The organism is Novosphingobium sediminicola, from assembly GCF_014196525.1.
GTDB classification, from domain to species: Bacteria; Pseudomonadota; Alphaproteobacteria; order Sphingomonadales; family Sphingomonadaceae; genus Novosphingobium; species Novosphingobium sediminicola.
The window spans coordinates 94,028-113,641 of the sequence record NZ_JACIDX010000005.1; the positions used below are offsets into that span (position 1 = coordinate 94,028).

Here is a 19,614-nt window from a genome sequence, read left to right on the forward strand (position 1 = left end):
CGCTGCCCAATCGCTTATTGCGGCGCCGCCATGGGGGCGGCCATGGGGGTCGCCATCGGCGCGCCTTGCGGGGCGGCGGCCTCGGCCTGCGCGCGCTGGCGCAGCATCGCCATCAATTCGTCCAAACGCTTCAAACGCATGGCAATATCATCGCGCCACGGCGCATCGGCGGGCGCCTTGGCCACAAGATCGGCCCACAGGCTGCGTGTTTCATCAAAACGCCCCGCCCGCGCCATCGCCAGCCCAAGGAAGAAGGACGGCCCGGGCGCCTTGGGATCGGCATTCTGCGCCTGACGGAAGGCATAGAGCGCGGCGGGCGAAATATTGCCCTCGGCATGGCTGACCAGCGCATTGGCAATCGCCAGCCACGCATCGCCATTCTTGGGATCGGCCTCGACCGCCCCGCGCAGAACCGTTGCCGCCTCGGCATATTGGCCATGCATTGCCAGCGCATCGCCCGGCACGATCCAGCGATTCTTGGTCGGGTCCACGCCCGACAATTTCTGCCGCTCCTCAACCAGAGCCTTGCCATTGCCCGCCGCCGGATTGCTCGGCGCCTTCATGGCCGAGGGCATCGCGGGCTGGCCCTGCAACGCATAGCCGGCAAGACCGACCATCAGCGCTGCGGCCACAGCCTCCCAGCCCTCACGCCGCCGCCGCATCAGCCACAGCAAAACCGCCAGCACCAGCACCACCAGCGCGATCAAAACCACCCAGGTCATGCCTCAGTCTCCGTTCCGCTGGTAAACCTTTTTCGCAGCAAAAACGCTGCCAGCGCCACCAGCAGCAGAGGCGCGGCAAACAGCGGCCATGTCGCGGCGCTGACGCGCGGCTCATAGCTGACATAATCGCCGTAGCGCTGGATCAGCCAGGCGCGAATTGCCTCCGGGTCCTCGCCCGCCGCGATACGTTCGCGCACTTGGCTGCGCATATCGCCCGCGATCGAGGCATCCGAATCGGCAATCGACTGGCTCTGGCAAACCAGACAGCGCAGCGTTTCCATCAAGGCCTTGGCCTTGGCCTCCTGCGCCGGATCGGGCAGTTGGCGATAGGCCCAAGGCGCGGGCGGCATAGAATCGTCGGCCCATACGGGCGCGGCCATCATCAACGCCAAAGCGGCAAGGAGCGCGCGAATCATCACTGCGCCTCCTTGAGCAGGCGCAGAATGTCGGGGATCTGCTCAGGGCGGATGTCGCCGATATGCTGGTAACGGATCACGCCCTTGCCATCGATGACAAAGGTTTCCGGCACGCCGCTCGATCCGATGGCCAGTTGCACCGCCGACACGTCATCCGCACCGATCCGCGCATAGGGATTGCCATATTGCCCCAGAAACGCGGCCAGATCGGCCTTGTGGTCGCGGATGGCGATGGCGTTGATCGTCACGCCCTGACGACGCAATTCCTCCAGCACCGGCGCCTCGGCGCGGCAGGGGATGCACCAGCTGGCAAAGATGTTCAGCAATTGCGGCTTGCCGGTCTGGAAATCCGCAGTGGCCAGACCGGGCCGTTCATCAGCCGCCGCGCGCAGGGTAAAGGCGGGCAAAGGCTTGCCCACCATCTGGCTGGCAATATCGGTGTTCTTGGGCTTGACCAGCCCCACCACCACCAGCGCGACAAAACCGGCAAACAGCGCCAAAGGCAGCCACAGCGCCCAGCGCGGGGCCTTGGCGGGATTGTCCTTGCTCATGCCGCATCTCCCTTGGCCGCATCTGTCTTGACTAAAGCCGCCACTTCATCGCGCCGATGACCGCCCTTGGCCCGCGCCAGACGGCGCTTCAGATCCTGCGCCACGCGGCTGAGCAAAGCCAGACCGCCGCCCAGCGCCACCAGCAACCCGCCGATCCAGATCAGCGGCACATAGGGCTTCCACCAGAGGCGCAATTGCCAGCGGCTCTCGCCCTTGTCCGACACGGTTTCATCGCCCAGCACGGTATAAAGCTGCCCATTCCAGCGGCCCTTCAGCGCCGAAACCGCATTGGTCTGAAGCGGCGCCCAGAAGGTGCGCGATTGCGGGCGCAGCGTCACTTCTGCCCCGCCGTCATAGCGCGCCTTCAACACGCCCTCCATCGCGGTCCAGTTCGGCCCGGCAATCGGCGCCACCTCGGCCAGCCTGATGCTCCACGGGCCAACCTGCTGCACCTCGCCGACCTTGGCGGCGACCAGCTTTTCAACCGTAAACGCACTGTCCGAGGCCATGCCGAACAGCGCCACGCCAATCCCCGCATGGGCAATCACCATGCCCCACAGGCTGAGCGGCGCACGCAGCACCGAACGGCCCCGCAGCGGCAGCACACTGGCCACCACCAGCGCCGGCCCCAACGCCAGCCCCAGCAGCGGCAGCACATGGCGCACGCCCGCGCCAAAGGCCCAGCCCCCCGCGATCAGCGCCACCACCAGCGGCAGCGCCAACACGCCCGACACGCGCGAAAACTTGTCCCGTCGCCAGCGCAGCATCGGCCCAAACAGCAGCACAACAAACATCGGCACCGCAAACATCGCCGAAACCGGCGTAAAATAGGGCGGGCCAACTGAAACCTTGGTCCCCATCGCCTCGGTGAACAGCGGATAGAGCGTGCCGATCAGCGTAATGCCAAGGATCGAGGAAAGCATGACATTGTTGAACACCAGCGCGCCCTCGCGGCTGATGATGGCAAAGCGCTCGCCCTCGGTTACGGTGGCGGCGCGAAGGGCGAAGAGCAGCAAGGCCCCGCCGATATAGATCGCCAGCAAGGCCAGAATGAACCCGCCCCGGCGCGGATCGACCGCAAAGGCATGAACCGAGGTCAGGATGCCCGAACGCACAAGGAAGGTGCCGACCATCGACATCGAGAACGCCACCACGCCCAGCATCACCGTCCACGCCCGCAGCGCATTGCGCGCGGCCAGCACGCTGCAACTATGCAGCAAGGCAGTCGCCGCCAGCCATGGCATCAGCGAGGCATTCTCGACCGGGTCCCAGAACCACCAGCCGCCCCAGCCCAGCACATAATAGGCCCAATAGCTGCCCGCCGTGATGCCCACGGTCAGGAAGATCCACGCGCCCAGCACCCAAGGCCGCATCGCACGGGCAAAATCAGGCCCGACCTGACGCGTGATCAGCGCGCCGATGGCAAAGGAAAACGCGATCGAAAGCCCGACATAGCCCAGATAAAGCGTGGGCGGATGGAACGCGAGGCCGGGGTCCTGCAGCAGCGGGTTAAGCCCATTGCCATCCTCCGGCGCCGGATAGAGCCGCGCAAAGGGATTGGAGGCGAACAGCAGGAACGCATAGAAACCGAGGCTGACAAAGGCCTGTCCGGCCAGCGTCGCCATCATCGTGGGTTCGGGCAGGCGGCGCTCAACGGCAGCGACAAACGCCCCGCCCAGCCCCATCACCGTCACCCAGAGCAGCATCGAGCCCTCGTGATTCCCCCAAGTCCCCGCGATCTTGTACATCAGAGGCTTGGCCGAATGGCTGTTTTCCGCCACCAGTTTAACCGACAGATCGGTCTGCACGAACAGCCAGATCAGGATGCCCAGCGCGGCGGCGGCCAAAATGCCTTGCACGATCGCCACCGGGCGCACGATGCCCGCCATGCCGCCGCCATTGGCGCTCAGCGACAATCCGCCCGCCAGCAATTGCAGACCGGCCAGTGCCGCCGCCAGCCACAACAGGCCCAAACCGATTTCAGGAAGCACGGGGGGAAATCCTCACTTGGTGTTTTCGATGGCTTTACGGGCCTGCTGCATATCTTTCATCTCGCGCGGCACGTATTTTTCATCGTGCTTGGCCAGCAGATTGTCGGCCACGAAAATGCCGTCGCGGCCCAGCTTGCCCTCGGCCACAACGCCGCTGCCCTCGACAAACAGCGCGGGGCGGATGCCCGCGAAGCGCACCGGAATACGCGCCTTGCCATCCGAAACGATGAAATTGACCGTCACGCCGTCGGGCGCATTCTTCATGCTGCCGCGCTCGACCATGCCGCCAAGGCGCACTGCGCGGTCCGATTCCGGCGGATTGGCGGCCATATCGGCGGGAACATAGAAATAGCTGGCCTGACTGCGCAGCGCCCATGTCGCCAGCAAACCCGCCCCGATCAGCGCGACCAGCGCGATGCCCAGCAAAACCAGACGTTGATGTTTGGCCCGAACCGCCATGCCTTAACCCTCGCGTACTTTGTCGCGGCGTGCCTCGGCCCGGCGCATCGCCAGCCAGCTATAGGCCGCAAGACCCAATGTTGTCGCGCCCCCTAATGCATAGGCGGCGATCACGAATTGCCATTGGTCAAATGCCTCGGTCATTACCAAGCCTCCCCGACGGCCGGGGCCTGCGCCCGCATGGCCTTGCGACGCAAACGCGCCTCGGCCTGTTCATCGGCCAGAATGGTGCGCATCCGCGCCATGACGATCCCGCCAAAGATCAGCGAGAAGCCCACCGTGGCGATCAGCAGCGGCACGAGGAAATCGGCCGCCATGGCCGATTTGCCCATGGTGATGCTGGGCGGTTGGTGCAGGCTGTTCCACCATGTGACCGAATAATGGATCACGGGGATGTTAACGGCCCCCACAAGGCCGAAAATGGCAGTGATGCGGCTCTGCCCCTGCCCTGCCTGCTGGCTGCCCCGTGCGGCGGCGTCGAGCGCCATATAGCCGAAATAGAGGAACAGCAGCACAAGCATCGAGGTCAGCCGACCATCCCAAACCCACCATGTGCCCCATGCCGGGCGGCCCCAGATCGAACCGGTGATCAGGCACAGCGCCGTAAACACCGCGCCCGGCAGCGCCACGGCCCGCGCGGCAATCCCGGCCAGCGGGTGGCGCCAGACGATTTCGGTAAAGCTGGCGATCGCAATCGCGCTCCACCCGCCCATACCCAGCCAGGCGGTGGGCACATGCAGGTAAACGATTCGCACCGTATCGCCCTGAAGCGCATCGGCGGGGGCAAAGAACACCCCCCACACCAGCGCCCATGCGGCCAGCACCAGCCCCAGCAACAGACAAAGCGGCGTGGCCCAGCGGGCGATGCGCAGGAAACGGGCGGGATTGGCAAAACCGTGCATGACCGATCAATAACCGCAAAAGCGCCGACCCTTTCGGCGCGCGCCCTTGCTTTGGCAGGCCGCATCGCGCGCGGCAAGGGGGCCATGGGGCCAGCACCATGGTTTTTACGCGTATAGGAAGGGCGATAAAAAGCAGAAAGGGCAATAAAAAAGCGGCCCGCCAAGGCCGCTGCTGCTTTGAAAAAATGGGGCGATTAAAGGGGTTCGAACCCTCGACCTCCGGTACCACAAACCGGCGCTCTAACCAACTGAGCTATAATCGCCACTCTATTTTTTGCGGGGTTTTTCAACCGCGCCGTCCCTGCCGGGAGCGGCCCTTTGCACCAGCTTGGCGGAGATGGAAAGAGTTATTTTCACTTTCTGTGAAAATTTTTCCCACACCCGCCATATTCGCTCACGCCATTTGGCAGAGCAGGCGCGCGACAGGCCGGTGCAGGCCCGCCGCGCCCCGTAAAACGCTTACTTCTTGGTGAGCGAAAGCCCGCCAAAGCGCTTGTTGAACTGCGCCACGCGGCCGCCCTGATCCAGCAGACGGGCGTTACCGCCGGTCCATGCCGGGTGCGAGGTCGGGTCGATGTCCAGAGCCAGCGTGTCGCCTTCCTTGCCGTAGGTAGAACGGGTCTGGAAAACGGTGCCGTCGGTCATCTGCACGTTGATGAAGTGGTAGTCGGGATGGATGTTAGCCTTGGCCATGGCATTCACTTTCGCAAAAACGGCCGGTTCCGACCGGCCTGAATGAGAAGCGGCGCGCATAGACGCGCGCCGCCTGCTTGTCCAGTTGAATCAATCCTTGGGCGGATCGGCGATCATCGCGGTGAAATTGACCTCGCAGGTCACCTTCCCGTCAATTTCCGCCTTGCCCCAGAATTTGCACACACGTGCGCGCTTCTGGATAAAGCCCACCTTGAGATCAAGCAGTACGCCCGGCTCGACAGGAGAGCGGAACTTGGCGTCCTCAATGCTCATGAAATAGACCAGCTTGTTGCTGCCGGCCAGTTCCAGAGTCTCAATGGCCAGAATGGCCGCCGCCTGCGCCAGCGCTTCGATCTGAAGCACGCCGGGCATGATCGGGCGGCCGGGGAAATGGCCCTGAAAGAACGCCTCGTTGAACGAGACGGCCTTCACCGCATGGATGTCCTCGCCAATGTTCAGCGCGGCAACCCGATCCACCAGAAGCAAGGGGTAACGATGAGGCAGCGCCGCCAGAACCTTGCGAATGTCGTATGTCAGCGGCGCCGCGGCTGCGGCAGTATCGTCGCTCATCCTATCCCCCTCACTCTTTCCTTAGCGGCTCTCGTTGGCCGGAGCCTGCTGCTGCTGAGCGGCGGCTTCGCGAGCTTCGCGCGGCTGCCAGCCAGCGGGCGGCACGATCTGAACCGAAGGCAGCGAGGTGTTCAGCTCGGTCAGAATCTGCTGGTTGAGATTGTAAGCGTTGGTCGCGGCCAGAATCGCTTCGGGGTTGAGCAGCAGCGTGACGCCGGCCTTGCTCATCGCCGACTGAACAGCAGCGGCGCGCTTGTCCATGATCTGCTCAAGCACATAGGCGTCCGACAGACGAACCGGCTCGACGATCTTTTCGATCTCGGCCTTGCCCTGCTCCTGGATCTGCTGAACCTGCTGCTGAGCAGCGGCGGCCAGAGCGTTCACATTGGCGCCCGGAGCCGCACGATCCTTCTGGAACTTGTCCACGATCGGCTTGATCTGGGCGTTGAGCGCAGCTTCCTTCGACTTGGCGGCGTCAAGCTGAGCCTTGTAGGTCACTTCGCGGTCAGCCTGCGCCTTCTTGAAGGCCAGCGAATTGGCGACGACAGCGTCGAGGTTGGCCACAGCCACGCCGTTCACGCCGGCACTCGCCGACGCTGCCGGAGCAGCCGCAGCGGGCTTGGCAGCCGGAGCAGCCATGGCAGCCTGCGAAATACCAGCCAGCGCGGCCAGAGCGATAATCTTGGCAAAAGTTTTCATCAGAACTGCGTTCCCACGTTGAATTGGAAGGTCTTGGTGTCGTCGCCCTCTTCGTGCAGCAGCGACTTGGCAATGTCGATGCGGAACGGGCCGAAGGGCGAATTCCAGTTAAAGCCAACGCCGATCGCGATACGCGGACGCGGGCTGTCGCCGTAATAGAATTCCTTGAACGGGCTGATATTGCTGCCAATTGCGGTGTTGGCGGCGCCCGTCGCGGTGTTGGTCTTGTTGGTCGTGGTGACCACGCTGCCATCGGTGTTGGTCTGATAATACAGCGCATTACCCGTGGTATCGCGGGTCGGCACAAAGATCGAGCAACCCACATAGCCGCAGATCGCCGTCGAATCCTGAAGCGTGGGCTTGGTGATGCCCCAAACCGCGCCCGCATCAAGGAAGATCGAGGGACGGATGCCCATTTCCTTGGCGCCCGAACCCAGCGGAATTTCGACCTCGGCATGGAACAGATAGTAATATTTGCCGCCGACCGCGTCCTGCGTCCAAGAATTCTTGTCCGTGGTCAGGACATAGGCCCCGGTGCTGTCGGTCGTATAAGGCTTGCGCACCACGCGCGGGCCGATGCCGCGAATGTCGAAGCCGCGCATCTGCGGTTCGCCAAGATAGAAGCGGTCGGTCAGATAGACGTCATCCACCCCGCTCACATTGCGGCTGCTGAGCGCCTTGATCGCGCCCGCTTCGCCCTTCATCGAGAAGATGAAGCCCTTGCCCAGCGGATAGAATTGCGAGGCATTGGCGCGCAGACGCGCATAGCGCACATCACCGCCAAGCCCGGCGAAATCGACGCCCAGCGAGCCCGAACGACCGCGCGTCGGACGCACGCGATTGTCCAGATTGTCATAGATCAGCGAAGCGCCAACAATCGAGGACAGACGCTTGCCTTCCGCATCGCAAAGATAGCGACCCGCCAGCAGCGGGTTACAAGCATTAACGCCAGAGGCATTCACCGTGTAAAACTGCGACTTGGACAGCGACACATTGTCATAGTTCAACGTGTAACGACCCACCAGCGACATGTATTCGGTCACAGGGAAGCCAAGGCGCCCCTGAAAACCGATGGTCGAGTTGCTGTAAGTGGTAGAGGTGTTGCTGCTGTAATAGTTGTAGTTATTATAATCGCGCCGATAGATGTCGATGCCCATCGAGACATTCTTGTCCATCAGATAGGGTTCGGTAAACGACAGCACGAGGCTCTTCGAATAGCGCGAGACCGAACCCGACAGGCCGATGGTCTGACCGCGCCCGCGGAAGTTGTTCTGGCGGATCGAGGCCTGGAAGATGAAGCTTTCAAGGCTGGAGTAACCGGCCGAGAGCTGCAATTCGCCGGTCGGCTTTTCCTCGACGTTGGCTTCCAGAATGATGCGGTCGCGCGCCGATCCGTTGACCTGCTTGACCTCGAACTTTTCCTGGAAATAGCCAAGGCTCTTGATGCGGTTGGTCGAACGCTTCACCTGCACCGAGTTGAAGGCATCGCCCTCGGCCAGACGGAATTCGCGGCGCACCACCTTGTCCTGCGTCAGCGTGTTGCCGTTCACGTCGATCCGCTCGACATAAACGCGCGGCGCTTCCTGAAGGTTGAAGGTGACGCCCATTTCCAGATTCTTGGCGTCGCGCTGATAATCAGGGCGGGCGTCGGCAAAGGCATAGCCGAACACGCCGACCGTCTCGTTCATCTTGTCGATCGTGTCTTCGACCAGCTTGGCGTTGTACCACTGGCCCTTCTTCATCGGCAATTGCTTGGCCAACTGGGCGCCGTCAAAGTCGCGAAGCTGGCTTTCGACCTTCACATCGCCAAACTTATAGCGCTGACCTTCTTCGACCACATAGGTGATGATGAAGTCGCGCTTGTTGGGCGTCAGTTCGGCCACGGCCGAGACCACGCGGAAATCGGCATAGCCCTGCGTCAGATAGAACTGGCGCAGCTTCTGCTGGTCATAGGCCAGCTTGTCCGGGTCATAGGACGTGTTCGAGCGGAAGATATGCAAAGGCCGCGCGGTCTTGGTGATCATCGCAGCTTCAATTTCCTTGATGCTGAAATGGTCATTGCCGATCACGTTGATCTGGCGAACCTTGGACTTGGGGCCTTCGTTGATTTCAAAGACGATATCGACGCGGTTCTGGTCCAGCCGCACCATCTTGGGCTCCACCGTCGCGGCGAAACGGCCCTGACGCTTGTACAGCTCGATGATGCGCGACACGTCCGCGCGGACCTTGGACCGGGTAAAGATCTGGCGCGGGGCCAGCTTGATTTCCGGATTGATCTTGTCTTCCTTGAGGTGCTTGTTGCCCTCAAGCACGATGCGGTTGATGACCGGATTTTCCTTAACCGTGATCACCACGCGCCCGGCATCGTTGCGCACCGAAACGTCGGCGAACAATTCAGTGGCGTACAGATCCTTGAGCGCCTGGTCGGCGGCGGCCTCGCTGTAGGGCTGGCCCGCGCGCATCTGGATATAGGACAGGACCGTATCGGGTTCGAGACGCTGCGCGCCCTCAACCGTCAGCGACAGGATCGGCTCGGCCGCCACCGTGGCCACCGGCTGGGCGGCAATCGCTGGGGTTGCCGCAGGAGTGGCAGCAGGCTTGGCCGCCGGAGCAGCAGCCGTGGCCGCAGCGGCGGACTTTTGCGCCGGACGCTCGACCGCGCTTGCCATCTGAGGCGCGCCCGCCAAGATCGTCGTGCCCAGCAAGGCCATGCCGATCTGGCCCAGGCGCGTCATCTTATCCGTATTTGCCTGCCCGAAAGCCATATTCCGATCCATCTTCGACACGGTACTTCCCATCCATTAGCAACCGTCGGTCACCCGACCGGTCAATGCGCCCCCGACAATCGACCCCCCTCAGGCGGCCAGCTGCACGGTCCCCGTGTTTGCCCGTTTCATGGGCCGGACGAACCGGCCGAAACAGCATCCCTTTTGCGCGTCATGCGCCCTCTGCCCGATGCGGGCCCAGCTTTCAAGGCATCTTGCGCCGTCCGGCCAAAAGCGGGCCGGTCAAAACCGCCCCGTCAAAGGCCGAACAGATCCGCCGGCACCAGATCGTTGATCGTGACGAACACCATCAACGCCAGCACAAAGGCAATCCCGGTGCGAAACGCCCATTCCTGGCTCTTCGCATCCAAGGGTTTGCGCCGCACCGCTTCGGCCAGATAAAATGCCAGATGTCCACCATCCAGCGCCGGGATTGGCAGCAGATTGATGAATGCCAAATTAATTGAAATGAAAGCCGCAAAGGACACAAACGGCAACCAGCCCATTTGCAGGGTCTGGCCCGAATATTGCGCCATTTTGATCGGCCCGCTCATTTCGCGCACGCTGCGCTGGCCGGTCACGATCTGCTTGAGACCCGTGGCGATCAGGCCCATCAGATGCAGCGACTGATCGCCCGCCGTCACAAAGGAATCGACCACACCCATCCGGATATGGATCACCTCTGTATCGCCCAGCGGCCGCCCCACGCCCAGCCGCCCGATCCGCGCGCTGTTGCCCAGCCCGTCCTTCATCATTTCGGAGGCCAGCGTGACCGGGATCGTCAGGCGATGGCCCGAACGCTCGATCTGCAACTGCACGGTTTCGCCCGGAAAGGGTTTGACCGCATCGGGAATCTGCTCAAACCCGGAAATCGCCTTGCCGTCGATGGCCACGATCCGGTCGCCCAGTTGCACACCTGCGGCCTGCGCCGCGGAATTTTCGCCAAAGCGCCCCACTACGGCAGGCACCGTCAGACGCCCATAGGCCATGTTGAAGGCGGCAAAGATCAGCACCGCCACGATCAAATTGGTCGCCGGCCCGGCCAGCACGATCAGGAAGCGCTGCCACAAGGGCTTGAAATGGAACCAGCCCTCGCGCTCCTTAATGTCGAGCGGGATCTTGTCCACCCCTGCCGAGGCCGGGTTCATATCGCCCGCAAACTGGACGTAACCGCCCAAAGGCAGCATCGAGAGCCGCCAGCGCGTGCCCTGCCGATCCGTCCAGCCTGCGATTTCCCGACCAAAGCCGATGGAAAAGGCCACCACCCTCACCCCGCACCAGCGGCCCACCAGATAGTGGCCCAGCTCATGCACCAGCACCAGCGGCCCCAGCAGCAGGGCAAAGGCAAGGATCGTCATCAGAATCGTCGGCTGCGCCATGGTTCAGGCCATCTCCAGCAAGGCGGCGGCGCGGCGGCGGGCCTGCGCATCCACCTCATGCACCTCGTCAATAGCAGCCGGAGGGGGCGGCGCATAGGCGTTCAGCACATCCTCGACCATCGCGGGAATGCGGGTAAAGCCGATCCGCCCGTTCAGGAAAGCATCGACCGCCACCTCATTGGCCGCGTTCAGCACCGCCGGAATGCCGCCTCCGGCATGGGCCGCCTGCCGCGCCAGTTTCGTGGCGGGGAAACGCAGCTCATCGGGCGCGCGGAACGTCAATTCGCCAATCGCGGCCAGATCGAGCTGGCTCGAGAGCGGCGTCTCCATCCGTTCCGGCCAGGCCAGGCATGAGGCAATCGGCACGCGCATGTCGGACGGCCCCAATTGGGCCAGCGTCGAGCCATCGTGATATTCAACCATCGAATGGATGATCGATTGGGGATGCACGATAATGCGCAGCCGGTCGAGGCCCACCGGGAACAGGTGATAGGCCTCGATAAACTCCAGCCCCTTATTCATCATGCTGGCCGAATCGACGCTGATCTTGGCGCCCATGCTCCAGTTGGGATGCTTGATCGCCTGCGCCGGGGTGGCGCTCTGCAATTGCTCAAGGCTCCAGTCGCGGAACGGACCGCCGCTGGCCGTCAGCGTGATCCAGCGGACGTGCTCAGTCTTGTTGCCCGACAGGCACTGGAAGATCGCATTATGCTCGGAATCGACCGGCAGCAGCGTGGTGCCATGCCTGGCCACCGCCGCGATCATCAATTCGCCCGCCGAAACCAGCGCTTCTTTATTGGCCAGCGCCACGGTGCGGCCCTGCTCGATGGCGGCCATGGTCGGGGCCAGCCCTGCGCAGCCGACAATCGAGGCCATCACAATATCAGCCGGACGCCGCGCCGCATCGACCAGAGCATCCGCCCCCGCCGCCGCTTCGATATTGGTCCCGGCCAAAGCCTCACGCAATGCAGGAAGCGCGGCAGGATCGGCGCAAACCGCCACCTCGGCCTCAAATTCACGCGCCAGCGCGGCCAAAGCCGCTGCATTGCCATTGGCCGTCAGCGCGACAACCCGCCAATCCTTACGATTGCGGCGGATCAGATCCAGCGTGGAGGCGCCAATCGAACCGGTGGCGCCCAAAACGGAAATTGATCGCACTTAGAATCTTCCTATTGCGCCGAGCATCCCGGCAACGAACAGCACCGCAAGCAAACCGTCAACCCTGTCGAACAAGCCGCCATGGCCCGGAATGAGATGGCCCGAGTCCTTGACCCCGGCCCGGCGCTTCATCCAGCTTTCGAAAAAGTCTCCGGTCTGGGCGATGACGGCGACCAGCAGGCCGCTCACGGCAACCTCCGGCCAGTTAATGGCGAAAGGCGCAGCGGCGACCGGAAGATGCAAGGCCGCCATCTCGCTGACGGCGCGCCAATGCGCATAGACCTGAAGCCCGGCCAGAGCCAGACCGGCCCCAAGGGTCCCGCCGGCCAGCCCGCTCCACGTTTTGCTGGGGCTGATTTTCGGCGCAATCTTTGGCCCGCCAAAGGTGCGCCCGGCGAAATAGGCGCCAATATCGGTCGCAATCACCGCCAGCACCGGCATCAGCACCGACACAATATCCTCGGCCCGCAGCACGATCAGCATCTCGCCCGCCAGCCCGACATAGGCAACGCCCGCCGCCAGCCAGATCAGCCGCGCCCAATGGCTTGCCGCAATCGCGCGAGAGAGCTTGCTCCACTCCCACAAGACGCCCGTGGCCACCAGCAGCACGAACACCGTCCACGCAATGCCGCCCAGCCAGAGCGCCCCGCCCGCCACCACCACCATCACGATGGCCGAAAGCGTGCGCGCCTTGAGATCGGAGTTTTTCTTGGGAGCCGCAGCCCCCTCGCCTTCAGCGGCCGCCAAAGCGACGCTCCCGCTGACCAAAGGCGCCAAGCGCGTGGGCCAGATGGTCGGGGGTAAAATCGGGCCACAGCACGTCGGTGAACCACATTTCAGCATAGGCGGCCTGCCACAGCAGGAAGTTCGACAGGCGCACCTCGCCGCTGGTGCGCACCACCAGATCAAGCGGCGGCAGACATGCCGTGTCGAGTTCGGCCTCGATAGCCTCGGCCGTAATCTCGCCCTTGACCGCTGCTGCCGCTGCCGCGCGGGCGATTTCCTGCTGGCTGCCGTAATTGAGCGCAATGGCCAGCGTCAGCTCGCAATTGCCCGCCGTGCGCGCCATCGCGCCTTCGAGCAGATCGACAATATCAGCCGACAAAGCCTTGTAATCACCGATAATCTTGAGACGGACGCCGTTGGCTGCAATCTCGTCGATATCGCTGATGATGAAGCGCTTGAGCAGCCCCATCAGATCGGACACTTCCTGTTCCGGGCGGCGCCAGTTTTCCGAGGAAAACGCATAAAGCGTCACCGCCTCCAGCCCCATGCCGCGCACCCCGCGGATCAGGCGGCGCACCGCCTCGACCCCGCGTTGATGCCCCAGCACGCGGGGCAAATGGCGCTTCTTGGCCCAGCGGCCATTCCCATCCATGATGATGGCCACATGGCGGACACCGTGTTCGGGTCCGCCAGAAGCAGGAAGTACCGCAGCGGTCACTTGCCCAGGATTTCCTTTTCCTTGGCCGCAGCAGCTTCATCAGCGCCCTTGATCGCCTCGTCGGTCAGCTTCTGCACTTCGGTTTCAAAGCGCTTGCGCTCGTCTTCCGAGATCAGCTTCTTGTTCTCGTCGGCCTTGAGCGCTTCCATGCCGTCGCGGCGGACATTGCGGATCGCGATGCGCGCGCCTTCGGCATATTTGCTGGCCAGCTTGGCCAGTTCCTTGCGGCGTTCCTCGGTCAGATCGGGGATCGGCAGACGGATCGTGTTGCCATCGGTGATCGGGTTCAGGCCCAGACCCGCCGAACGGATCGCCTTTTCCACCGGGGTCACGCTGGAACGATCCCACACGGTCACGGTCAACATGCGCGATTCGGGCGCGGCCACCGTGGCGCAGGCGTTGAGCGGCATGTGGCTGCCATAGATTTCCACCGTGATCGGATCGAGCAGCGCGGTATTGGCACGGCCCGTGCGCAGACCCGACAGATCGCCCTTCAGCGATTCCACCGCGCCCTTCATCCGGCGCTCAAGATCAGCCTTGTCATATTTGGGAGCAGCCATTGGTATTCTCCTGAATTACTGCACAATCGTCTGGACGCCCTGCCCGGCCAGCACGCGGGCCAGATTGCCACGCTCGCGGATGGAAAAGACGACGATCGGAATCTTGTTGTCACGGCACAGCGCCACGGCGCTCGCATCCATTACCTTGAGGTTGTCGGCCAGAACAGTGTCATAGTCGATCGTATCGTAACGCTTCGCCGCAGGATCCTGCTTGGGATCGGCATTATAGACGCCATCCACGCTGGTGCCCTTGAACAGCGCATCGCAGCGCATTTCAGCCGCACGCAAGGCCGCGCCCGAATCCGTGGTGAAATAAGGCGCGCCAACACCGGCGGCAAAAATCACCACGCGGCCCTTTTCCAGATGACGCTCGGCGCGGCGGCGGATCACCGGCTCGCACACCTTGTCCATCTCGATAGCGCTCTGCACGCGGGTGGGAACGCCAAGCTGTTCGAGCGCATTCTGCATCGCCAGCGCATTCATCACCGTGGCCAGCATGCCCATATAGTCGGCCTGCGCGCGGTCCATGCCCTTGGCGGCGCCCGCCATGCCGCGGAAGATATTGCCCCCGCCGATCACCAGACAGATTTCCAGCCCGCTTTCCTTGGCAGCCTTCACCTCGGCGGCCATTTCGGCCACGAATTCGGGATCGATGCCGAAAGGCTGGCTCCCCATCAACACTTCGCCCGAAAGTTTCAGCAAAACGCGCTTATATTGGGGCTGAGCCATGGTTTCGATCTATCCTTATGCTTCGCAAGCGCCCTTATACCGTGGCGTTGCCCGTGCCAAGGGTGCGCAAAAACTAATGCACACAGGGATAGAGAAAACATGCCAGAGCACCAAACAAAAAGGCCCGCCGTTTCCGGCGAGCCCCTTGTTTTCCATTGCTGGAAAGAAACTTACTTCAGGCCGGCAGCAGCAGCCACTTCGGCGGCGAAGTCGGTTTCTTCCTTTTCGATGCCTTCGCCCAGCTGGAAGCGGACATAGTCCACCAGCTTGATCGTGGCGCCGGCTTCCTTGGCGGCGGCGGCAACGACGTCCGAAACCGGGGTCTTGCCGTCCATCACGAAGAGCTGCGACAGAAGGGCGTTTTCCTTGGCATACTTGGCCACGGCGCCGTCGATCATCTTGGCCTGAACGGCTTCGGGCTTGCCCGATTCAGCAGCCTTTTCAGCAGCGATCTTGCGCTCGCGCTCGATCAGAGCCGAGTCAAGGTCGTCAGCCGACAGAGCCAGCGGGAAAGCCGCGGCAATGTGCATGCCGATCTGCTTGCCCAGCGGTTCCAGAACGTCGGCCGGAGCATTGCCTTCCAGAGCGACCAGCACGCCGATCTTGCCCAGGTTGGGGGCAGCGGCATTGTGCATGTAAGCCACGACCACGCCTTCGGAAACCGAAACGGCCTTGATGCGGCGGACCTGCTGGTTTTCGCCGATGGTGGCAACGTTGCTGGTCAGCTTTTCGCCAACCGTGCCGCCGTCGGGATAGGCCGCAGCCTTGAGGGCTTCGACTTCGGCAATGTCGCCGTTCAGAGCGACTTCGGTGGTCTTGCGCACGAAATCCTGGAACTGGTCGTTCTTGGCGACGAAGTCGGTTTCCGAGTTCACTTCGACCGCGATGCCCTTGGTGCCGGCAATCGCCAGACCCACCAGACCTTCAGCGGCGGTACGGCTCGACTTCTTGGCAGCAGCAGCCAGACCCTTGGCGCGCAGGGCGTCAACGGCGGCTTCCATGTCGCCATTGGCTTCCTTGAGCGCCTTCTGGCAATCCATCATGCCAGCGCCAGTGCGTTCGCGCAGGTTCTTCACGTCGGCGGCAGTAAAGGCCATGTCCGATAGTCCTTAGACAAGAGTTTTATACAGTTGCGCCGGGCCACATGGACCCGGCGCGTTCCAGTTTTGTGACGGCGCCCGTTTCAGGCGCCAGTCCAAAGGCTTATCAGCCTTCGATCGCTTCTTCGGCGACCGGCTCGGCCATAGCGCCGATGTCCGCGCCCGAAGCGACCACAGCAGCGCGGTTGCCCTTGGTGGCAGCAGCGGCAACAGCGTCGCAGTAAAGGCGGATCGCGCGCGAGGCGTCATCGTTGGCGGGGATCGGGAAAGCAATGCCTTCGGGCGAAACGTTCGAGTCGAGGATCGCAACGACCGGGATACCCAGCACGTTGGCTTCCTTGATCGCCAGTTCTTCCTTGTTGGCGTCGATCACGAACATCACGTCGGGGATGCCGCCCATGTCGCGGATGCCGCCCAGCGACAGTTCGAGCTTGTCGCGTTCACGCGTCAGCTGAAGGATTTCCTTCTTGGTCAGACCGCCCGTGGCGCTGGCCAGACGCTCTTCCAGCGTCTTGAGGCGCTTGATCGACTGCGAGATCGTCTTCCAGTTGGTGAGCATGCCGCCCAGCCAGCGGTGGTTGACGAAGTGCTGACCGGCAGCTCGAGCGGCTTCAGCGATGGGCTCCTGAGCCTGACGCTTGGTGCCGACGAATAGAACCTTGCCGCCAGCCTGAACGGTCGCCGAGATGAACTCCAGAGCGCGGCTGAACAGCGGCACGGTCTGCGACAGGTCGAGGATGTGGATGCCGTTGCGCGCGCCGAAGATATAGGGCTTCATGCGCGGATTCCAACGGTGGGTCTGGTGGCCGAAGTGGGCACCGGCTTCGATAAGCTGCTGAATCGTAACGACGGGAGCCGCCATAAATAAGTCCTTCCGGTTGTTCCTCTGAGACGCTGGAACCGTGCGGCCAAGGCCATGAAGGCCCGAATTCCCGCTGCGGCACCGGTGAAGATGCGTCCCATGTGGGTTGGCCTGAACCTTGCGAGACCCGCGTGATTGCGAATCCCTGCATAGATCAGGTGCCGCGCCCTTAGACCCAGTTTGAGAAATAATCCAGCGCCATTTTGGACGAGGCTGAGCGCAATGTTCGCAATGAATCCTCGGTTCATCGCAAAAAGCGCTTGACCAGGCGGAACAGGTATGGAACAAATTGCCAACAGAACGGAACTAGGGAACATCCATATAGGAACCGTTCAAACTCTTACTGGTTATCCACATGTTGTACGCAAGGCCGGTCGTCACCGCAATCGACGATCCCGCCCGATGGACAAAGGACTATACCGCGATGCTGACTCTTGCGATCAATGGTATGACCGGCCTGATAGCCGCCCTCGTTATCGCTTCGCTGATCCAGAGCGCGCGGACCTTTATGCCCGCATGGCGTCAACTCAGCGCAGAGGTAAAGCGGCTCGAAGCGGGCAGCGTGCTGCATGTCACCCTGCGAGAGGCCGGTCCCGCCGATTGGGAGCGGCTTGCCGCCCCCACCCCGACTGTCGCAACGCAGAGCGAACGCCCCGCCGCCACGGTGCTTATTCCCCAGCCTCGCCGCGCGCTTCGCTCAACCTTGCGCCACGCGGCCGCCTGACCCGCGCATACATCACCAGCCCAATCGGGATCAGGATCAGATAGGCCACGCAAATCCCCACCAGCGTAAACCAGGGTTCGCTGAGCAAAGCGGCAAAGACAATTCCGAAGAGCGCAATCAGTTCCAGGCGAACCGAACGGCGCGGGCGCAAGGACTTCCAGCTGAGCGTGGGAATGGCCGAGATCAGCAGGAAAGCGTTGAAGGCAAGCCATACGCCGACGATGCGCGGATCGCGAAAAATCGGATCGCCCGAAGCATCCCCGCCGCTGGCGATCCACAGATAGATAGGCAGAAACGCCAGCCCCGCCCCAACCGGTGCGGGAACACCGGTCAGGAAACCGGCCTGCTTGCGCGGCTCGTCGGGCATATCGATACGGGCGTTGAAGCGGGCAAGGCGCAAAGCCATGCAGATCGCGAAAGCAAGCGCCGCAAACCAGCCAAGACGCGGTACATCCTTCAATGACCACAGGAACACGATCAGCGCAGGCGCCACGCCAAAGGAAATGGCATCGGCCAGACTGTCAAGTTCGGCGCCAAAACGCGACTGAGCCTTGAGCAGGCGGGCGATACGACCATCGATGCCATCAAGCACCCCGGCCAGAATCACCGCCATCACCGACTTTTCCCACTCGCCCTCAATGGCAAAGCGGATGCCGGTCAACCCGCAGCACAGCGCCGCCGAGGTAATCGCATTGGGCGCCAGAGCCCGCAGCGTCAGCCCGCCGGGCATCCGCTTTTGCCGGCGCGTTTCATCGCCTACTGGCCCATCGCTCACTGGCTCACGCCCTCGATCAGGCCAACGTCGCCGATTTCGGCCAGAATGGTTTCACCCGCCACCGTGCGCTGGCCCAACAAAACCTTGGGCTCGGTGCCTTCGGGCAGATAGACGTCGACGCGGCTGCCGAAACGAATCAGGCCGACGCGCTGACCGGCGCCGATGATGTCGCCGGGCTTGACGAAGGGCACGATGCGGCGCGCCACAAGGCCCGCGATCTGGGTAAAGCCGATCATCGCGCCATTGCCGCGATCGATCAGGATATGCTGGCGCTCGTTCTCTTCGCTGGCCTTATCGAGGTCGGCGTTAAGGAACTTGCCCGGGATATAAATCACGCGCGAAACGGTGCCGTTGATGGGCGCGCGGTTGATGTGAACGTCGAACACGCTCATAAAAATCGACACGCGCGTGACCAGAGCGTCAGGCAAACCAGGCGTTCCGGTGCCATCTTCCATCACCAGTTCGCGCGGCGGGGCCACCTTCTGGATCAGCGTAATAAGGCCATCAGCGGGCGCCACGACATAGCGGTCGCCGCGCGGCGTCACGCGCAGAGGATCGCGGAAAAACGCGCAGATCCCATAGGTTAGAATGCCGAGCGGCCACGCCAGCAAGCTCCACCCCATCAACGCCGCCATCAGGCAGGCAAGGGCTGAAACCGCAGCAAATTTGCGCGCTTCGGGGTGTACGGCGGGCCAGTGCCATCCGGCAGTGCCACGCCCCTGGTTATCAAGAATTTCTCCGGGCATGGCGCTGTCTCTAGGCGCAGGAAGGCGGCGCTGCAAGCATCGCTTCGCGGCTACCCCCAGTTGTCTGCGGCGCGCGCTTTAATCTTGTCCGTCTAATCGCCGACCGGTTCCTCGACCACCTCGACGATTTCGAACACGTAGCTTTTCCAGCCCCGCATCCGCGCGCCCTCGCCCGCCGCCGCCTTCAGCCGCGTAGCATCGCCCAGAGATCGCGTATGCCCCCAGAACACCTCGGTCTTGCCATTGGCCAATTCGGCCACGATACGCCAGTAATGGGTAAAGCGGTCGCTGGTCGGGCCGATCCGCTTGACATAGCCATCCGGCATGGTCGCGGTCAGATATCGCTTCTTCTTTGCCATGCCCGCGCGC

The 19,614-nt window shown here is 62.6% G+C and carries 23 protein-coding genes and 1 tRNA gene; 1 reads left to right on the forward strand and 23 read right to left on the reverse strand.

Features of this window, described 5'->3' with window-relative positions; all coding sequences use genetic code 11:
* Positions 1-14: 14 nt before the first annotated feature.
* The 20 genes from GGR38_RS07790 to rpsB all read right to left on the reverse strand — a co-directional run bounded on the left by GGR38_RS07790 (position 15) and on the right by rpsB (position 17,000).
* Complete coding sequence (locus GGR38_RS07790) at positions 15-722, reverse strand: tetratricopeptide repeat protein (RefSeq protein ID WP_183624269.1); 708 nt, start codon at positions 720-722, stop codon at positions 15-17.
* Positions 719-1,138, reverse strand: a complete 420-nt coding sequence (locus GGR38_RS07795; protein ID WP_183624271.1) for a cytochrome c-type biogenesis protein — start codon at positions 1,136-1,138, stop codon at positions 719-721. Before GGR38_RS07795 ends, GGR38_RS07790 begins: the two co-directional genes overlap by 4 nt.
* Entirely contained in the window at positions 1,138-1,689 is a 552-nt protein-coding gene (locus GGR38_RS07800) for a DsbE family thiol:disulfide interchange protein (RefSeq protein WP_183624273.1), read from the reverse strand. The genes GGR38_RS07795 and GGR38_RS07800 overlap by 1 nt, the downstream gene beginning before the upstream one ends.
* Complete coding sequence (locus GGR38_RS07805; protein ID WP_183624275.1) at positions 1,686-3,680, reverse strand: cytochrome c-type biogenesis CcmF C-terminal domain-containing protein; 1,995 nt, start codon at positions 3,678-3,680, stop codon at positions 1,686-1,688. Before GGR38_RS07805 ends, GGR38_RS07800 begins: the two co-directional genes overlap by 4 nt.
* Positions 3,681-3,692: 12 nt before the next feature.
* Positions 3,693-4,139: a cytochrome c maturation protein CcmE gene (gene ccmE / locus GGR38_RS07810; protein ID WP_183624277.1), complete on the reverse strand. Its 447-nt coding sequence runs from the start codon at positions 4,137-4,139 to the stop codon at positions 3,693-3,695.
* A 3-nt stretch (positions 4,140-4,142) separates the two neighbouring features.
* Positions 4,143-4,283 carry a hypothetical protein gene (locus tag GGR38_RS07815; protein WP_183624279.1) on the reverse strand — a complete coding sequence of 47 codons (141 nt, stop codon included), beginning with the start codon at positions 4,281-4,283 and terminating at the stop codon, positions 4,143-4,145.
* Entirely contained in the window at positions 4,283-5,041 is a 759-nt protein-coding gene (gene ccmC, locus GGR38_RS07820) for a heme ABC transporter permease CcmC (protein ID WP_183624287.1), read from the reverse strand. Before ccmC ends, GGR38_RS07815 begins: the two co-directional genes overlap by 1 nt.
* Before the next feature lie 186 nt (positions 5,042-5,227).
* Positions 5,228-5,304, reverse strand: a tRNA-His gene (locus GGR38_RS07825).
* A 196-nt stretch (positions 5,305-5,500) separates the two neighbouring features.
* On the reverse strand, positions 5,501-5,734 hold the full coding sequence (rpmE, locus tag GGR38_RS07830) for a 50S ribosomal protein L31 (RefSeq protein ID WP_172338864.1): 234 nt from the start codon (positions 5,732-5,734) through the stop codon (positions 5,501-5,503).
* 90 nt (positions 5,735-5,824) lie between these two features.
* Positions 5,825-6,304, reverse strand: a complete 480-nt coding sequence (gene fabZ, locus GGR38_RS07835; RefSeq protein ID WP_183624289.1) for a 3-hydroxyacyl-ACP dehydratase FabZ — start codon at positions 6,302-6,304, stop codon at positions 5,825-5,827.
* Positions 6,305-6,325: 21 nt separating this feature from the next.
* Complete coding sequence (locus GGR38_RS07840) at positions 6,326-7,003, reverse strand: OmpH family outer membrane protein (protein WP_183624291.1); 678 nt, start codon at positions 7,001-7,003, stop codon at positions 6,326-6,328.
* Complete coding sequence (gene bamA, locus GGR38_RS07845) at positions 7,003-9,738, reverse strand: outer membrane protein assembly factor BamA (RefSeq protein WP_183624293.1); 2,736 nt, start codon at positions 9,736-9,738, stop codon at positions 7,003-7,005. Before bamA ends, GGR38_RS07840 begins: the two co-directional genes overlap by 1 nt.
* 287 nt (positions 9,739-10,025) lie before the next feature.
* Positions 10,026-11,147: an RIP metalloprotease RseP gene (rseP, locus tag GGR38_RS07850; RefSeq protein WP_246404333.1), complete on the reverse strand. Its 1,122-nt coding sequence runs from the start codon at positions 11,145-11,147 to the stop codon at positions 10,026-10,028.
* A gap of 3 nt (positions 11,148-11,150) precedes the next feature.
* A complete protein-coding gene (locus GGR38_RS07855; protein WP_183624295.1) occupies positions 11,151-12,305 on the reverse strand; it encodes a 1-deoxy-D-xylulose-5-phosphate reductoisomerase in 1,155 nt (384 codons plus the stop codon).
* Positions 12,306-13,052: a phosphatidate cytidylyltransferase gene (locus tag GGR38_RS07860; RefSeq protein ID WP_246404334.1), complete on the reverse strand. Its 747-nt coding sequence runs from the start codon at positions 13,050-13,052 to the stop codon at positions 12,306-12,308.
* Complete coding sequence (gene uppS, locus GGR38_RS07865) at positions 13,039-13,683, reverse strand: polyprenyl diphosphate synthase (protein WP_183624580.1); 645 nt, start codon at positions 13,681-13,683, stop codon at positions 13,039-13,041. The genes GGR38_RS07860 and uppS overlap by 14 nt, the downstream gene beginning before the upstream one ends.
* 62 nt (positions 13,684-13,745) lie before the next feature.
* Complete coding sequence (frr, locus tag GGR38_RS07870; RefSeq protein WP_168602628.1) at positions 13,746-14,309, reverse strand: ribosome recycling factor; 564 nt, start codon at positions 14,307-14,309, stop codon at positions 13,746-13,748.
* 15 nt (positions 14,310-14,324) lie between these two features.
* A complete protein-coding gene (pyrH, locus tag GGR38_RS07875; RefSeq protein ID WP_168602627.1) occupies positions 14,325-15,038 on the reverse strand; it encodes a UMP kinase in 714 nt (237 codons plus the stop codon).
* A gap of 170 nt (positions 15,039-15,208) precedes the next feature.
* Positions 15,209-16,135, reverse strand: coding sequence for a translation elongation factor Ts (gene tsf, locus GGR38_RS07880; protein WP_183624299.1), 927 nt, complete (start codon positions 16,133-16,135; stop codon positions 15,209-15,211).
* Between the two features lie 109 nt (positions 16,136-16,244).
* On the reverse strand, positions 16,245-17,000 hold the full coding sequence (gene rpsB / locus GGR38_RS07885; RefSeq protein WP_183624301.1) for a 30S ribosomal protein S2: 756 nt from the start codon (positions 16,998-17,000) through the stop codon (positions 16,245-16,247).
* Between the two features lie 424 nt (positions 17,001-17,424).
* On the opposite strand from rpsB, the gene GGR38_RS07890 reads away from it, so the two are divergent.
* Positions 17,425-17,724 carry a hypothetical protein gene (locus GGR38_RS07890; RefSeq protein WP_183624303.1) on the forward strand — a complete coding sequence of 100 codons (300 nt, stop codon included), beginning with the start codon at positions 17,425-17,427 and terminating at the stop codon, positions 17,722-17,724.
* Here GGR38_RS07890 and GGR38_RS07895 read toward each other — a convergent pair.
* The 3 genes from GGR38_RS07895 to GGR38_RS07905 all read right to left on the reverse strand — a co-directional run bounded on the left by GGR38_RS07895 (position 17,669) and on the right by GGR38_RS07905 (position 19,604).
* Complete coding sequence (locus tag GGR38_RS07895; RefSeq protein ID WP_183624582.1) at positions 17,669-18,454, reverse strand: CDP-alcohol phosphatidyltransferase family protein; 786 nt, start codon at positions 18,452-18,454, stop codon at positions 17,669-17,671. The two genes, GGR38_RS07890 and GGR38_RS07895, sit on opposite strands and share 56 nt — an antisense overlap.
* Before the next feature lie 41 nt (positions 18,455-18,495).
* Positions 18,496-19,245 carry a phosphatidylserine decarboxylase gene (locus GGR38_RS07900; protein ID WP_183624305.1) on the reverse strand — a complete coding sequence of 250 codons (750 nt, stop codon included), beginning with the start codon at positions 19,243-19,245 and terminating at the stop codon, positions 18,496-18,498.
* Between the two features lie 92 nt (positions 19,246-19,337).
* Positions 19,338-19,604: a hypothetical protein gene (locus GGR38_RS07905; RefSeq protein ID WP_183624307.1), complete on the reverse strand. Its 267-nt coding sequence runs from the start codon at positions 19,602-19,604 to the stop codon at positions 19,338-19,340.
* Positions 19,605-19,614 lie beyond the last annotated feature (10 nt).